Below are 15,532 nucleotides of genomic sequence, written 5' to 3' on the forward strand. Positions count from 1 at the left end.
TGGGAAGCCGCTATGTATCTTCTCCACGAATGTACTAGCAGAGCAGCTAAGTTAATTTACCTACAGGACATGAGGTAGCCACATACAAGTGTTAAAGGCTGCCTAGTCGTTGACCTTGATAGCTGCCATCTTGGACGCGCTTCCACCAAGTCTCATTCGCTAAATACCATTGCACCGTTTTGCGCAGGCCGGTTTCGAACGTTTCATTTGGCACCCAGCCTAGCTCACGCTCAACTTTACTAGCATCAATGGCATATCGGACATCATGGCCTGGTCGGTCAGTGACGAACGTGATCAAGTCACGGTATGAGCTTTTGCGCGGCACAAGCTCTTGCAGCAGGTCACACAGTGTTTCCACTACGGTAAGATTGGCTTTCTCGTTGTGACCTCCAATGTTATAGGTTTCGCCTACCTGACCTTCGTTAGCTACTTTAATCAACGCGCGTGCATGGTCTTCAACAAAAAGCCAATCACGAATCTGCTGCCCATCACCGTATATCGGCAGTGGCTTACCGGCTAAGGCGTTAAGAATCATCAGAGGAATAAGCTTTTCTGGAAAATGAAACGGGCCGTAATTGTTCGAGCAGTTAGTGACTAACGTTGGCAGGCTGTAAGTGCGCTGCCAAGCACGTACTAAATGATCGGAGCTGGCTTTACTAGCCGAATAGGGCGAGCTCGGCGCGTAGGAAGTATCTTCCGTGAAGAGGTCATCGGTACCGTCTAAATCACCATACACTTCATCGGTCGAGATATGATGAAAACGGAAGGCGTTAGCTTTGACAGCATCTTGTTGCTGCAAGCCGTTCCAGTAGCTCCGCGCAGCTTCCAGTAGAACAGCGGTGCCAATCACATTGGTTTGAATAAATTCTGACGGGCCATCAATAGAACGATCGACATGACTCTCTGCGGCAAGGTGCATCACCACATCAGGCTGATACTGCTCAAACAGTTGCTGCATGATATTAGCATCGCAAATATCAGCCTGAACAAAAGCATAATGTCCACTGGCCTCAACGTTCGCCAGCGATTCTAAATTACCAGCATAAGTGAGTTTGTCTACGTTCACTACACGGTGATTTGTATTCTGAATAAGCTCGCGTATAACTGCAGAACCAATAAATCCAGCGCCGCCGGTAATTAAAAACATTTTACTCATCAACGGATCTCAACACACTCGACAATAACACCAGGGCACTCTCAATCAGCTCATCTAAGTGCTGCTCGCCTTTAAAGCTTTCTGCATAAACTTTGTAAAGTGACTCAGTGCCACTGGGGCGTGCGGCAAACCAGCCGCTTTCAGTCGTGACCTTAATACCGCCAATAGAAGCGCCGTTACCCGGTGCAGCGCTTAGCACAGCAGTAATAGCATCACCGGCCAGATTTTTTGCGTTCACGCTCTTTGCGCTTAACTTTTTAAACGCAGCTTTCTCTTCAGGTGAGCAGGTAGTGTCAACACGCTTATAGAAAGGTTCGCCAAAACGCTCAGTGAGCGCACGGTAATACTCACTAGGCGTTTTGCCCGTTACCGCCATGATCTCAGCCGCTAAAAGACACAACACAATGCCGTCTTTATCAGTAGACCATGCACTTCCATCGCAAGTCAGCAAGCTGGCACCAGCACTTTCTTCGCCACCAAAGGCCAACCAACCTTCATGCAGGCCTTCCACAAACCACTTAAAACCTACCGGCACTTCATAAAGCTCGCGCTGATGGGAAGCCACCACGCGATCAATCATGGAAGATGAGACCAGCGTTTTACCTATTTTCAAGGTGGCTGCCCACTCTGGGCGATGCATGATCAGATAATCAATACACACGGCTAAAAAGTGGTTGGGGTTCATCAATCCACTTGCATCGACAATGCCGTGACGATCCGCATCAGGATCATTACCAAAGGCGATATCGAAGCGGTCTTTAACCTTTAATAGATTGGCCATGGCAGCCGGGCTTGAGCAATCCATACGGATCTTACCGTCGTGATCCGGCGGCATAAACGCAAAATCAGGATCAATGGTGGTATTCACCACCTCAAGATTCAATTGGTAATGCGCCGCGACCGCCTGCCATACCGGCAGCGCCGTGCCGCCCATCGGGTCAGCACCCAGCGTTAGGTTCGCCTTCTGAATCGCGCTCATATCCACCACGGTGCCAAGCTGAGCCACATAATGCGCGGTGTAATCGTACTCTTGAGCGTGGGCAATTGCCTCTTCGATAGAGACGGTGAGAACATCGTCTAACTGGCGAAGCAGATATTCATTTGCGCGTTGCTCTATCCAGCCCGTCGCATCCGTATCAGCGGGGCCGCCATGGTAGGGATTGTACTTAATGCCACCATCTTCAGGAGGATTATGTGATGGGGTAATGATCAAGCCATCGGCCAATGCGGTACTAGGCTCAATCTGACCTTGAGGACGATTATGTTGCAAAATGGCGTGGCTAACTAAGGGTGTCGCGGTGTAGCCGTGAGCTTTCTCCACAAAGACCGCCACCTTGTTAGCGGCCAGCACCTGGAGCACGCACTCCCATGCCGGGCGGGAAAGCGCATGAGTATCAAAGCCTAAAAACAGCGGCCCTTGATAGCCCTCTTCACGTCGATAGTCAACGACCGCTTGGGTGATCGCATAAATATGTGATGCATTAAACGTTCGCTCAAGTGAGCGGCCACGGTGACCGGATGTGCCAAACGAGACTAGCTCTTTAGCCACGCTAGCATCGGGCCGTTGTTCGTAAAACGCCTTTAAAATGGCTTCCATGTGTAAACTCCTTTTAACAACAAGACCCGCAAGCGATGACCACAAGTGTCAAGTCTATAATAACGAGAACCATAATAACTAAAGCCCCTGAACAAGGGGCCATACCATCATTAATGCTGCCATTTCAACGCTGCCTGTTTTTCAATCACTGCCAAACAGGTCGCGGGTATATACTTTCGCTTCTACGTCACTAAGCTCAGCCACCATTCGGTTAGTCAAGATGACGTCACACTTGTCTTTAAAGGCGGCTAAATCACGCATCACGGTTGAGCCGAAGAACTTGTCGTCTTGCAATACCGGTTCATAAACAACCACCTCTACACCTTTTGCCTTAATACGCTTCATAACACCCTGCATAGCGCTGGCACGAAAATTATCCGAGCCTGTTTTCATGATAAGCCGATAAACGCCTACCACGGTCGGATTGCGGCGCAGCACTGATTCAGCAATAAAGTCTTTGCGCGTACGATTAGCATCCACAATCGCTTGCACCATATTGCTCGGCACATCCGCATAATTGGCGAGCAGCTGTTTAGTATCCTTCGGCAAACAATAACCGCCATATCCAAAGCTTGGGTTGTTGTAATGCTTACCAATTCTCGGGTCGAGACCAACGCCTTGAATAATCTGCTTGGCATCTAAGCCGTGAGTTTCCGCATAGCTGTCTAATTCATTGAAATAAGCCACCCGCATTGCCAGATACGTGTTCGCAAATAGCTTAATTGCCTCGGCCTCGGTGCTATTAGTCAGCAGTACCTCAATCTCTGCTACCAGCGCCCCTTGCTTGAGAAGGCCAGCAAACATCTCGCCCCGCTCGGAACGCTCACCGACAATGATGCGCGAGGGATAAAGGTTGTCGTAAAGTGCCTTGCCTTCACGCAAAAACTCAGGCGAAAAAATAAGATTTTGGGTACTAAAACGCTCCGAAGCACCCGTGGTGTATCCCACCGGCACGGTGGATTTAATCACCATCACTGCCTCAGGGTTAATGCGCATGACTTGCTCAATGACAGCTTCGACGCTTTTAGTATTGAAATAGTGAGTGTCCGCGTCGTAGTCCGTGGGGGTTGCGATAATCACGAACTGAGCATTCGCGTAGGCTTGTTCAGCATCCAACGTAGCCGTAAAGCGCAGGTCATTGCGACTTAAAAAGTCTGATATTTCAGCGTCCTCAACCGGCGAGAGACGATTATTCAGCAACTCGACTTTCTCCGGCACAATATCCACTGCGACCACTTCGTGGTGTTGTGCTAGCAGCATCGCGTTGGAAAGCCCTACATAGCCGGTTCCTGCAACGGCAATTTTCATACTTATAGCCCCTAAAAACTAACCCAGAAAAACATAAATCACTCGAAAGCGCCGTCCACTGAACGGCTGCGGCTCATCCAGAATGTCTCTGTTTTGAGTGGATCACCGATGAGCTGAGCATCTACTCCAGCCTGCTGAGCCATACGGGCCGTCGCTATTGGGTTATCCAGTAACTGCTGTAGGCTATCGCACCATGCTGAGGGTGAGTCTTCCACCAATAGACCGTTTTCACCATGGCGCACCACCTCAGTATAGGGGTAGCGATTGGAGTAAAGACCCACCCCCCCCATCGCGGCAATATCCAAAAACTTAATAAACGACTTTCCTTGGTTGAACGGCGTTGCTAGCAGCGGCGCCAAGCCAATATGAAAGCGGTGCTGGCGTTGGTACTTTTTGAATGCTTCCCAGGGCAACGGCGCCGGCGCCCTTACCCGCGGCAGCGCTGCCAATCGTTTCGGGATATTCTGACCCAACATCACCTCAAGCTGAGTATCATCACGCTGCTGTTGGAGCGCTTCCAAGGCTGGCATGATGTGCAGTAAATCTTGAAGATGCGCCCGCGTACCGTGAAAGCCTATTTGCCAGGGCAATTGCGCAGAAGGAGAAACCGTAAAATGTTCGTGGCTTGGCAACGGCGCCAATAACGGTGGTGTTAGTACTGAAACGTTAGGATGGCGAGGTGTAAAGTAACGAGCGAGCTGGTCGCTACAGACCACCACTTCATCGGCCAATGCCAATAAGCGCGACTGAAGGCTAGCGATAAGCGCCATGCGTTTGCGATAAGCGCCGGGCAGTGAGGCGTCAATGGCGGCCGCGGAAATGTCATCATCAATCAGATAAACAATATAGCCAAATGCATTACGGTTACGCTCTAAACAGCGCAGCCAACTAAGGGGAAGCGAACGGCATAGCAGCAGGTTAGCCCCGGCATAGTTGCGCATAAAGGAACGCCCATGCAGCCACCCAGCGCCAAAAGCACGAGAAGTAGGAAAACGCTCGGTTCGCACGCCCTGATGATGCATGGCAGTCGCGGCCGACTCATAAAAATAGATATCCTCAGTTGGCCTCGCGCCATCGCTAAGCACCAGCCAATGCGTATCCGGCCACTCTCTACGCCTTCTCCCTAGAATCATCGTAACGAAAAATCCTCATTTGCCAACGTCAAATTAGGATTATAGGCAGGGTCTTTATCGAGTAACGATCCCCACTGCTCTCGCATATAGCGTGCTTCTTTCAAAGCACGGGCACGCTTTTTAGGCGTATCATCAGCGCCACGGGAAATGGACTCATGGTGGTAAAGCTCAGCAAAGGGTGTCCACAGATTACGCAACCCCAGCTTATGCACCTTTAAGCACAAATCGACGTCATTGTAAGCGACCGCTAAATCAGGTTCGTTAAGACCACCTACTTGCTCAAACACCTCACGACGCAGTAGCAAGCATGCTGCCGTTACAGCCGTTAGGTTTTGAACAAGCTGTAGGCGACCCGCATAGCCTTCTTCGTTGTGCTGAAAAAACCGGTGCGCATGCCCCGCCACTCCGCCTATCCCTAATATGACCCCACCATGCTGAATGGTCCCATTTGGGTAATAGAGCTTCGCACCCACACACCCCACTTCCGGCCGGGATGCTTGGCTAACCATTTCTGTTAACCATTCGCCATCGATAGGCTCAACATCATTGTTAATCAGACCGATGATATCGCCTCTAGAATGCTGGGCACCAAAATTATTAATTGCAGAATAATTAAAATCATGGTTCCAACGCATGACTTTTACCCGCGAATCACGTTGTTCTACTTCTTCCATATAAGCCAGTGTTTTAGCGCAGCTGGACTGGTTATCTAAAATCAATAATTCAAAATGCCGGTAAGCGGTTCTCTCCAAGATAGCATCCACACATGGCTTCAGTATTTCAACACCATCACGAGTGGGTACTAACAAACTAACGAGAGGCTGAGGCGAAGGGACTGGCCACATAACCCGCGCTGAATTAACCACACGCCCAGGAACAATATGAGCAGAGCAGCCCATCTCATTGAGGCTAAGAGACACTAGAGCCGCATAATCGTTAGCAAGCGAAAGCGTGCTCGGAACTGCACGATGAAGCAGAATGCGCCCAATACTTTGTATTTTTCTAACATTACTGGCTAACACGTTAAGCGCCAGCTTAGCCTGCCAGCTGTCTATTGATGTAGCGCAAGGTAAGCCGCCGGCCGGCATTATCTCTGAGAATTTATCGCCACGTACCCATATCGCACATCCAATATAGGGCTGCGAAAGCAACAAGTCTGGGTTCCATTGGGGTTTAAAAAGCGGAGAATGTCGCATGCCTTCAGCATCTAACTGATCCTCATCGCTATAAAGCAACTCTGCGTCAGGATAACCTGCCAACATGTAAAGCGCATGGGCTGGTAGCTTATCGCCAGGGCTAAGAACAGACACCCACATGGAGGCAGAGAGTGTCATTTTTCGAGGCTCAGATTTTGTATCTGATATCGTAATGCGTGGGTCTTCCGCCACCATTTTTTCAAGATACGGGAGCACATCCGTGACGCAGCCTACCGAGGGTAAAAGCACAGCTCTCCAGCTATCTAGCAATTGGAGCTGAAGGCTTTTTATCGTTTTTACAAGAGAATCAGCATCATGAATACCTGCAACAGGAATATAAAAAAGGTATTCACCTACCAGTTGCCGCGCTTGAATTTTCGTTCTTATTTTAGCCCCATTTGGCTTACTTTCGAACTCACGCACCCAAAGCCTATAATTTCGGCGTGAGCACAAGCTAATGTAGGTTGACTCATACTCTCGAATGGCTGTTCGGCGCCATGACTCACCGCTCGCACGTGCGCGCAGGCGAACTCTTCTGACAGCCTCTTGCTGTGAGATATCGCGATAGTCCTGATGAATGTTAATCAACCGCTGCAGTAAACGGTCACGGGCAAACGAAGCAGTGACCCACACAAGGCGAAAGTGTGGCAATGAAAAATGTCCCTTTGCATTCATTGGCCTGAAGGCAAAGGACTTAACCCCCCAAGGCACATGCACTAGGCGCTTGCTCAGCTTGCCAACCCGCAAAGGCATATCAATATTGAAGGTCCTACGACCCGCCACAAAACGAAAGCTAGCGGCCACCGAGGTTACCGAGCGGTCTACCATAAGTTCAATCATATACCAGCCGGGTAAATAGACGCCGCCCTGAGTGGTAAACTCCATGGACTCGTCTAGCGCTTCCCAGCGATGGTGATAGGCATCCCATACAACATTATCTTTAGGCGCTAGGGCTTGCTGAAATGACAGCGTGCCCAGCACCACTTGCATATTGGCTGTTATCGTCACGCGCTAAACCACCCTTCCGGAAGACAGTCATTCCATTTATCCACCCCCCAGCCCGCTAAAGCAGTTTGTTCAGCGGGCATACGTTGAGCAAACGCAGCGGTATGTTCTTCCATGCTTACGCCTTCTGTTTTTTCAAGAATGGTATCTTGCAAAGACCACGTCACTTGCGGTGCCGCGACCATAAAACGTGCATTTGTCTGCACTAACACTACCTGGGCAGCGACAGAATGAACCAGTGACACATCAACATTACCGGCGCTATGTACAAATATCACACGGCGGAAAATACGCACTAAAAACGGAAACATCATATAGCTTGAAGAGGCCCCCATCACCAAACAGCACTGGTCAAGCACAGCATCGCTATTTTCCCACACAATGACACGCCCAAAGTTAGGCAGGCCATTGTCGTAGCGTTTATGTTCCCGATGATCAAACGAATTCAGCCGTGGAGTAGCCGCCCTGCGCACGGGATTTAACTTACTTCCCAAATCTCCACGCACCTGCACAACTTTATACTCATCCTCAGCAAACCAACGTTCGGCATCTTCCAATGCGGCCAGCCCTAATCGACTCACCGCCTCGCAGGTAACACGCATGGCAGCTTGCTGGGTCCAATGGGTATCCGTCACGTGGTAAGCGTCATCACCCATCTGTTTCAACAAAGCTTCAGGATACAAACAAAAAGCATCTGGTAACGCTTCAACAACTTGATCAACAGGCGTAACGGCACCCATTGGGTAAGGGTGATAAGCGTGCATCACCTTCTCCTTGCTAGGAGCAATCACCATCAAGACATTCGCGTTTGCCTGGATAGAAAGCGTTGTTAGTTGCTCAGCATAGGCAATCCAATTATCGATAGCTTCCTGCCGTAACGATATATAGCCAAGGTGCTGGTACAGGCTTGCGTTAGTATCCTGATCGAGAAACAGCCAGCCCTGTTGGCCAATCAATGCACTGGCCTGAAGCTCCTGCGCTGAAGCATCATGCATCAGCGTTAAACGCTCTAGCGGAATACGCTGCTCGCTTGTTTCAGTGGTTAGCACAGCAGACAACGTTACATTGCCGGCCCGAACCGGCAGCTCAACACGGAAATGAACAGTACCGCTTGTACTTTCGCCGTCAGTAAATTCAAAGCGAGTAACAGGAAGCACGCATTCGACGCCCTCTTGCCAACAACAGACAAGCTGCACATTGCCATTAACAGGCGATAAACCGGCAACACTCAGGCTAGCCTGAAGCAATACACCTCGCTGGGTAAGCAGCCCCCGCGACTGTTGTGGCCACGTTCGTTTCCAAGCCGTAATAGGTGGTTTTAGTGGCGCAGAGCGAGAGTGCACAAAAGCATAACGGGCATGCCTCCACCAGGATAAGGAAGCCGAAAGCGTTTTACGCCACCATGACTGCCTAGGCGCATAAAAAGGCACAGCAAATACACTTGTGCTGGGTAGCGACAGTGCCTGCAAGTAAACATGGCTGGCCCATGCCTTAGCGACGGAACTCTTCCGGGTATTTCGATCAAAGCGAGAGAAGTAAGCATCACCTTGCGTAGCTGTTAACGCGCTGCCTGCACGTTGCTTTACGCGGCTAAGCACAAACTCTTCCACGGATTTAACCGCGTAGTGGTTGATCCGCGCCCCCTGCCAGCACACGCGGCGGCTGACACCGGGCCGTCCATCAACCACTTGTAGCGGCTTACCTTCACCATCAACGTAATGCCCCGTTTTTAGCGTCGCATGGCACTCGTTATCGAAATGACGTACCCGCGAAGGCCTCACAACACTCTTGTAGAATCGGTTGTAGCGAAACGTGCGTGAAGAGCGTTGCGTAAAACGCTCTATCACCAAGCCATCGCCCCGAAAACGCTCACCAGAAGAGCCAAAACATGCAGAATTAAGCGCCAAGGCACTCACTTCTGGATTACTGAATATCTCGCCAAGCCAATTAGGCAGTCGTTTTGGATTAGGCTTGTTGGCAATCATGGTCTGAGCACCATGCTCATCTAGCGGCAATAAAAATTCGTCGACACCAATGAAGGCAACGATATCTAACGTCGCGGGGCACGCGGCTAATAGCGAGTGGTAAACGAAGGGTTCACTTGAGAACGGCTCACTTGACGTATCATCCACACCCGATGGACGTACTAATGTCACTAAACCAAGGCGTTTCAGCTCACGTAGATAGGCATAAGAACCATCGCTACTACCAATGTCTGCAATAACAAAATGCTCGACGCCTACCGCCAGATGGAAAGCAATCCACTCTTGCAGTGCATCCAATTCATTTTTAATAACTGCCGCAACACCTAGCCGGGGCAGCCTCTTCGAGGTTGAAATAGTCCCTAACTCCCAGTCGTTGCTAATCTAATCACACTTCGTTTGATTGACGTTCGTGGTGACAGCAGGAAAGAGGCGGCTTAAAGCATTCGCCATGGCGGCTTGATGCGCCGGGGTACCAAAGAGAGCGTTGGCTCGTTGGCGGCCAGCATTTCCCATAGAGACAAGCAACGCGGGGTCATTGGCCAGTGTTTCAATCCATTGCGCCACCCGCTGCACATCTCCCAAGGGAGCTAAAAACCCTGTCTTTCCATGTGCCACCAGTTCAGGCAGCGCGCCCCACTCATAGGCCACCACCGGCCTTGCAGCGGCCATCGCTTCTAATACAGTACGGCCAAAAGACTCCTGAAAACGGGAGAGGTTCACCACAATATCAAGATTCGCCAGCGCATCCTTAGGGTCTTGCACATAGCCTTTATGGAATATACTGCCCTGGCTACCTAACGCTTCACCCACTTCACGCCGCTGATCAAGCAAGTCATCTAAATCTGGGGTTTTCGCCCCGTACAAACAACACTCTACTGCAACGCCCTTACGTGCCAAGGCATCGGCAAGTGCCACAAAGTCTGCCAACCCTTTTTTATAGCTCAAGCTTCCCAGTAGCCCAACCCTTAGTGGGCGCTGCACATCAGGCTGAAAAGCAGGAACCGCCTGCCAAACGCACATATCAATTGTATTAGGCACAACCGCCACTGGCACGCCGGTTTCTTGGAACGCTCTCGCCGTGCACTGAGAGTTCACAATTAACAGGTCTGAATGAGCAGCCGCATGAGCCACTACCCCTTGCGCCGAGCTGTTTAATGCCTGGCAAAGGGCAGGGTCATGCGCAGGTAACTCACGAACGTGCGTCATCACAGGCAAGCCTAACCGCTTGGCCACTACCGAAGGGGCTTGAAGCGTTAATGTGTTCACATAAACCGCGTTTACACCCGCTGCTTCAAGCAGTGACTGCATAGACGCAAGCGTTTCAGGGTGGTCCGCTTCCCCCTCTCGCCACCAGTAATACGGCATAACACACACAGAGCAACTAACCCGCCGCAATGCATCTAGGTAGCTTGGGTTGCTAGCGTTAGGCACCACCACCACAGTAGCGACACCCAGCGCTTCCAGTGTGGAAAGTGCATCCAATAAACTACGTTCCGCCCCATATAACCGAGAACCAACGCTATGGGCAAACACCGCTAAACAAAGCTGCCCACCCCGGCCTGCTTGTATACCGCTGCCCGTAAAACAGGGCAACGGGCTCAGCCCCCGCCAACGGCCCCACCACCAGTAATGGATAACGGAATGGTAAGGCTCCCACGTCTGATTCCCGCTATAAAGAACGCCATAACCGCTGATACTGAAACGCGGCGCAAGCTCACGGCCTTCAGCAAGCCCATATAGCAAGCAGTGGGCGAAGGCATTTCCCCCGCCAGCGGCCACATCGGGGTAATGCTGCAAATACCACTGTTCGTTAAACAAGTGGGCTACCGCCCAACACAAAAAAGGGTAGCGCCAGCCATGCTGCCGCCACCCCTTCTTGTGATGCACCCACCCCAGGCTTCTAACCGCCTGCCATGCTGTCATAACACCACTCGGCCACCGCCAGCGAAATACGCCATTAAAGCGTCTGTTTGAGCGGCCGGAAGTGGCTTACCAATCAGATCACGCACGCCTTCCCGCGTGGTAAGCTGCGGCACGCTATCTGGCCAGCTAAACGCAGGCGCAAGCGACTGCACACGCACTTCACCACAGCGCAACTTGATGCCTCCATGGGCAACAGCAATGCCCTCTTCATGACACAGTTCCCACATATCATCCGCTAGCCAACGCGTATTAAAATCATCTGGCTTGCTCCAGGGGCAAACGACAACACGGTAGCCTTCATGGCGTAGTCGCAGCAACGTATTCAACAACTGCAAAAGCTCAGGATTTCGAGAAGAAACATCTGCGACGACGGCAATATCAAAGTGCAAACAGGGCTGTGGTTGGTTACCAAGAGGCGTTGGGAAAAGCCGGCGAAGCCCATCATTAGACATTACCGGCACTACTTGACGCTTTCGCCACCACGCTGCAGCTTGATGATATAAATGCCGCACACCACAATGAATACTGCGCACATGAGTCGTTTTGCGCTGGGTTAACGACGCTGCCTGCACTAATGAAAACGCCAACGGCACATCGGTAGCCACCTTAAATAGCGCATCAGCGCCATAATGCTTCTGAAGCCGCTCTACAAACTCATTATCTGCCGCTACCGCCACCTCATCCCACAGCCCCAGAGTATCAAGCACTTCACGACGCACCATGACAGACGCAGGATTAGGCTCCAACCAATCTGTACATAAATGCCACGGCCCCAGCGGCTGTAAGTGCTCATCTACCCGCACCCAAAACGACTGGGTAGCCATCACACTGGCACGCTGAATAAGTGCGAGCACTTGGCGTTCAATCTTTTGCGGATGCGACCAGTCATCGCTGTCATGCACCGTAATAAATGCCCCTTTGGCCGCCTTAACACCGGTATTTCTAGCGCTGTAAGCTCCTTGGTTTTTCTCATGCTGAATCAGTGTGAGTTTAGGTTCTAAACGCGCTCTCTTTTCTACTCGTTTAACCGTGCCATCGGTACTAGCATCATCTACTACGATAATTTCAATATTGGGCCAGCTCTGCGCCAACAATGACTTCAACGCTACATTAATCGTGTTTTCAGCGTTATAGGCAGGCACTACCACCGATACCAACGGCATACGTCGACGCACCTTAGCTCTCACTCGGCGTGTTTTTAACTGCCCTAGCCCTCTTCTCGACTCTACCGGCAACAGGGGTACCAGCTTACGTTTGGCTAACCACTGGTTTAGAGGCGCTAAACGCTGATTTAAAGGCAGATTAACCGACGCCAATTGCAGCATCGCCTCATCCAAACCACTGCCAGAAAAATACTGTTTGTCATGCAGCGCATCAAGCTTATCTTGCTTGCCCAAGCGTACATAACATTTCAGCAACGCCTGTGGAATCCACTGCTGGTACCGTTCAGCATCACCTTCCGCCAGCGTTTGTAAATGCGTCAATGCCTCTTCATAACGGGATTGACCATAATACCAGCCTGCTAAGTACCACAGCGCCGCCGGTTGCCCCTGAGCAGCCAGCGCCTGCAATTTAGGAATAGCCACCCCTGCGTGGCCATGCCAAGCCTGGTGATGCAACCAAACCGCTTGCTCCTGGAAAAGAGGGAAATCACTAATATGGCCCTCGGGGGAAGGCATGCGCCCTTCATAAATGCCATAGCGCAGAAAATGCACCAGGGGATTAACGTTAGCTCGCCGAACATCTACATAACGAGAGGTGTACCACCGAGAATCAAACCGAGAGCTAGGGGTTAACCCCCCACGCCAACCTAAGCGTAAAAAATGCAGCTCTGGCCTTACCCATAGCCACCGCTGCCAAACTGGCAACTGCTGTTTATAGTAGCCCTGCTCAAACACCTCGTGGTGATTTAGCAACCCAATATCGCCCTGCTCTTTGGCGCTAGCAAACGGTAAAAGCGCTTTCAAATACGAGATAATAGCCACTATAAGTCAACGATTCTCGAATGGGTTGAACACATATCACACGTAATCCTTGCACGAAGGTTTAAAGGGTTTGAAATACCTTGAAGCCTGAATGGGAAAGCTTGCGGTTGTACGGGGCTACCGACACCTTTGCCACTGTGGCCGTACGTGGCCCAAAGTGGAGCTTACCCAACAACTGCTCTACTTCCGAACGCTTACCTTTCAGCGCTGCTTGCAGCGTTCCATCTTGACGATAGCGCACCCACCCTTCAACGTTTAGTGTTACCGCTTCACGACGCAGCCACTTACGAAATCCTACCCCCTGCACTTTACCTTCAATAGACACCAACCGCTGGCAACGGGCTGGAAGCGCTGCCGGGATAGGGACGATAGAAAACGTGCTTGATAACGCTTTCTGCTTTTCATAAGCCCGCCGCCACACCGCTGTAGCAACATCGCGAGGCTTACCGCGCATTGGGAAGTGGTGCCCACCTAGGCCGGGACAAGTATTAACTTCAATGACATACACCTCGCCCTGCTCATTGCAGGGGTCAGATAACATTACATCTACTCCAGCCCAATCTAGTCCGGGCAAAGCCTTTACAGCTGCAACAGCAACGGCCTTAGCTCGTTCTGACACTAGATCGGTAGCATCAAAAGTATCGGCCCCCTTTGAAATATTGGCTTCCTGTCGCAAAACCACATGTTGCTCAGCATCGGGTACACTCTGCCAGTTTAAACCCTGCCGAGCCAAGTTCTGAAAAGCAATTTCATCCAGTGGGATCAAACTTGTCATCAAGCGTGGATTCATAGAGCGTAGGCTATTTTTTTCTTCAACTAAGGCTTCCACAGTGGAGATACCATCGCCGATAACATGCGCAGATTCCTTCCCCAACACAGCCAAAACATCATCGCCCAATACAAAAAAACGATATTCGCTGCCATGCACTTGCTCTTCTACTAAAGCACCGACGCTAGAGCGGGCTTGGTGAAAAGCTTTATTGATTGAGGATTCATCATTTAAGTTAAGCGCCACTGCGCGCCCACGAGTGCCTCTAAGTGGCTTAACAACCACCGGTTTACCAAGCACCTTCCAAAAACGAACAGCCGACTCAGCATCCATTACTTGTCTGGCAGACGGTGTTGATACCGCTGCACGCTTAAGAAAACTATGAGTGTATCCCTTGTGGGTTGCCAGTTTAGCACCCACCGCGGACTCGTTAGATCGCACATCCCAAAAAAATAGTTGGACACCATTATGTTGAATCAAAATCATTTGACGATTTAGCCAAACTACTTCAGCGCCTTCAAATGCCGCCGCTCTGGCTATCAACCACGGCCCAAACAAATGATACTGGGGTACGCATCTAGCCATTTGGCTAAAGGGGTCTTCGTAATAATTTTGGTCATTTTTTAAAACAGGGTCAGGTAAAACTGCCGAATCAACTTGCATAAAAACTTCCTACTAGAGCCAAGCAGGCTAAAGGCATCACTCTAAACAACTCGCCAGTTCAAAAAATGCTCCAAGGTAAGTATCGGCCTGATCACTAAAGGCATGATAAGTCCCAGGCACCGCTGTTAACTCGCCTAACACCACACCTTGATAAGTCTCGTAAAGATCAATTCGGCAAAAAGGTACCGACAGACTAGCAGAAACTCTTTCTGCAACAGCTAACAAAGCCCGTGGGTTACGTGGGGGGAGCAGGGTAGCGTCTAAGGCACCATCGTATTTACCAGTATCTATTGGGCACCAATCACGATCATACCAGCGATAACGCTGCCCGTGCTGCCCCCGTGCTACTTGCAATATCATTGCGGCATGCCCACGGAAAGCATAGAACTTAAAATCATCAACAGGGCGTAATAAACCAGAAGGCGGAAGCAGCAGTTCTTCTAATTGCCAATGATTGGGAAACTGATGCTCGCGCATTTCAGCATAAAGATGTTCGAGAATCTCAACTAACCGTATTGGCCGGCGTAACTGCAAGCAGTTAAAAGTAATCGCGTCCATCCGCTTAAGCGAAAGAACACCTCGGGAGCTATGCGCCTGACGAGGCTTGATCACACAAGCATCAATCCCCTCTAATGAATCACGCAGATGTTGTAGGGGAAAGTCTTCACGCAACATACGAGCTGTGGCTACGCCCATTGCTTGCATTTGCGCATTTACCCAAGCACGATCCACTGAAAGCCGCTCAAAGGAAGTCCCTTTCGGCTGAAGTGCTTCACGCTGATAACGCCGCACTAGCGCATCTAAACCAGCCC

Annotated in this window: 10 protein-coding genes; all 10 read right to left on the reverse strand. The window is 50.7% G+C overall.

Features of this window, described 5'->3' with window-relative positions; all coding sequences use genetic code 11:
* Positions 1-91: 91 nt before the first annotated feature.
* The gene (gene rfbB / locus CIK78_RS13770; protein WP_096281141.1) at positions 92-1,156 is read right to left on the reverse strand and encodes a dTDP-glucose 4,6-dehydratase; all 1,065 of its coding nucleotides are present in this window, start codon (positions 1,154-1,156) and stop codon (positions 92-94) included.
* Positions 1,149-2,753 carry a phosphoglucomutase (alpha-D-glucose-1,6-bisphosphate-dependent) gene (gene pgm / locus CIK78_RS13775; RefSeq protein WP_096281143.1) on the reverse strand — a complete coding sequence of 535 codons (1,605 nt, stop codon included), beginning with the start codon at positions 2,751-2,753 and terminating at the stop codon, positions 1,149-1,151. Before pgm ends, rfbB begins: the two co-directional genes overlap by 8 nt.
* A 141-nt stretch (positions 2,754-2,894) precedes the next feature.
* The gene (locus tag CIK78_RS13780) at positions 2,895-4,061 is read right to left on the reverse strand and encodes a nucleotide sugar dehydrogenase (RefSeq protein WP_096281145.1); all 1,167 of its coding nucleotides are present in this window, start codon (positions 4,059-4,061) and stop codon (positions 2,895-2,897) included.
* A gap of 38 nt (positions 4,062-4,099) precedes the next feature.
* Positions 4,100-5,194, reverse strand: coding sequence for a hypothetical protein (locus CIK78_RS13785; RefSeq protein WP_096281148.1), 1,095 nt, complete (start codon positions 5,192-5,194; stop codon positions 4,100-4,102).
* Entirely contained in the window at positions 5,191-7,230 is a 2,040-nt protein-coding gene (locus tag CIK78_RS13790; protein WP_176483401.1) for a glycosyltransferase family 2 protein, read from the reverse strand. The genes CIK78_RS13785 and CIK78_RS13790 overlap by 4 nt, the downstream gene beginning before the upstream one ends.
* A 164-nt stretch (positions 7,231-7,394) precedes the next feature.
* The gene (locus tag CIK78_RS13795) at positions 7,395-9,677 is read right to left on the reverse strand and encodes a glycosyltransferase family 2 protein (protein WP_141393044.1); all 2,283 of its coding nucleotides are present in this window, start codon (positions 9,675-9,677) and stop codon (positions 7,395-7,397) included.
* Positions 9,678-9,761: 84 nt separating this feature from the next.
* A complete protein-coding gene (locus CIK78_RS13800; RefSeq protein WP_096281155.1) occupies positions 9,762-11,303 on the reverse strand; it encodes a glycosyltransferase family 4 protein in 1,542 nt (513 codons plus the stop codon).
* Complete coding sequence (locus CIK78_RS13805; RefSeq protein WP_096281157.1) at positions 11,300-13,288, reverse strand: glycosyltransferase family A protein; 1,989 nt, start codon at positions 13,286-13,288, stop codon at positions 11,300-11,302. The genes CIK78_RS13800 and CIK78_RS13805 overlap by 4 nt, the downstream gene beginning before the upstream one ends.
* Before the next feature lie 61 nt (positions 13,289-13,349).
* The gene (locus CIK78_RS13810) at positions 13,350-14,720 is read right to left on the reverse strand and encodes an acylphosphatase (protein WP_096281159.1); all 1,371 of its coding nucleotides are present in this window, start codon (positions 14,718-14,720) and stop codon (positions 13,350-13,352) included.
* Positions 14,721-14,756: 36 nt separating this feature from the next.
* On the reverse strand, positions 14,757-15,425 hold the full coding sequence (locus CIK78_RS13815; RefSeq protein WP_176483402.1) for an ATP-grasp fold amidoligase family protein: 669 nt from the start codon (positions 15,423-15,425) through the stop codon (positions 14,757-14,759).
* Between the last annotated feature and the right edge of the window lie 107 nt (positions 15,426-15,532).

The sequence above is a fragment of the Halomonas sp. JB37 genome, assembly GCF_002332255.1.
Taxonomy (GTDB): domain Bacteria; phylum Pseudomonadota; class Gammaproteobacteria; order Pseudomonadales; family Halomonadaceae; genus Vreelandella; species Vreelandella casei.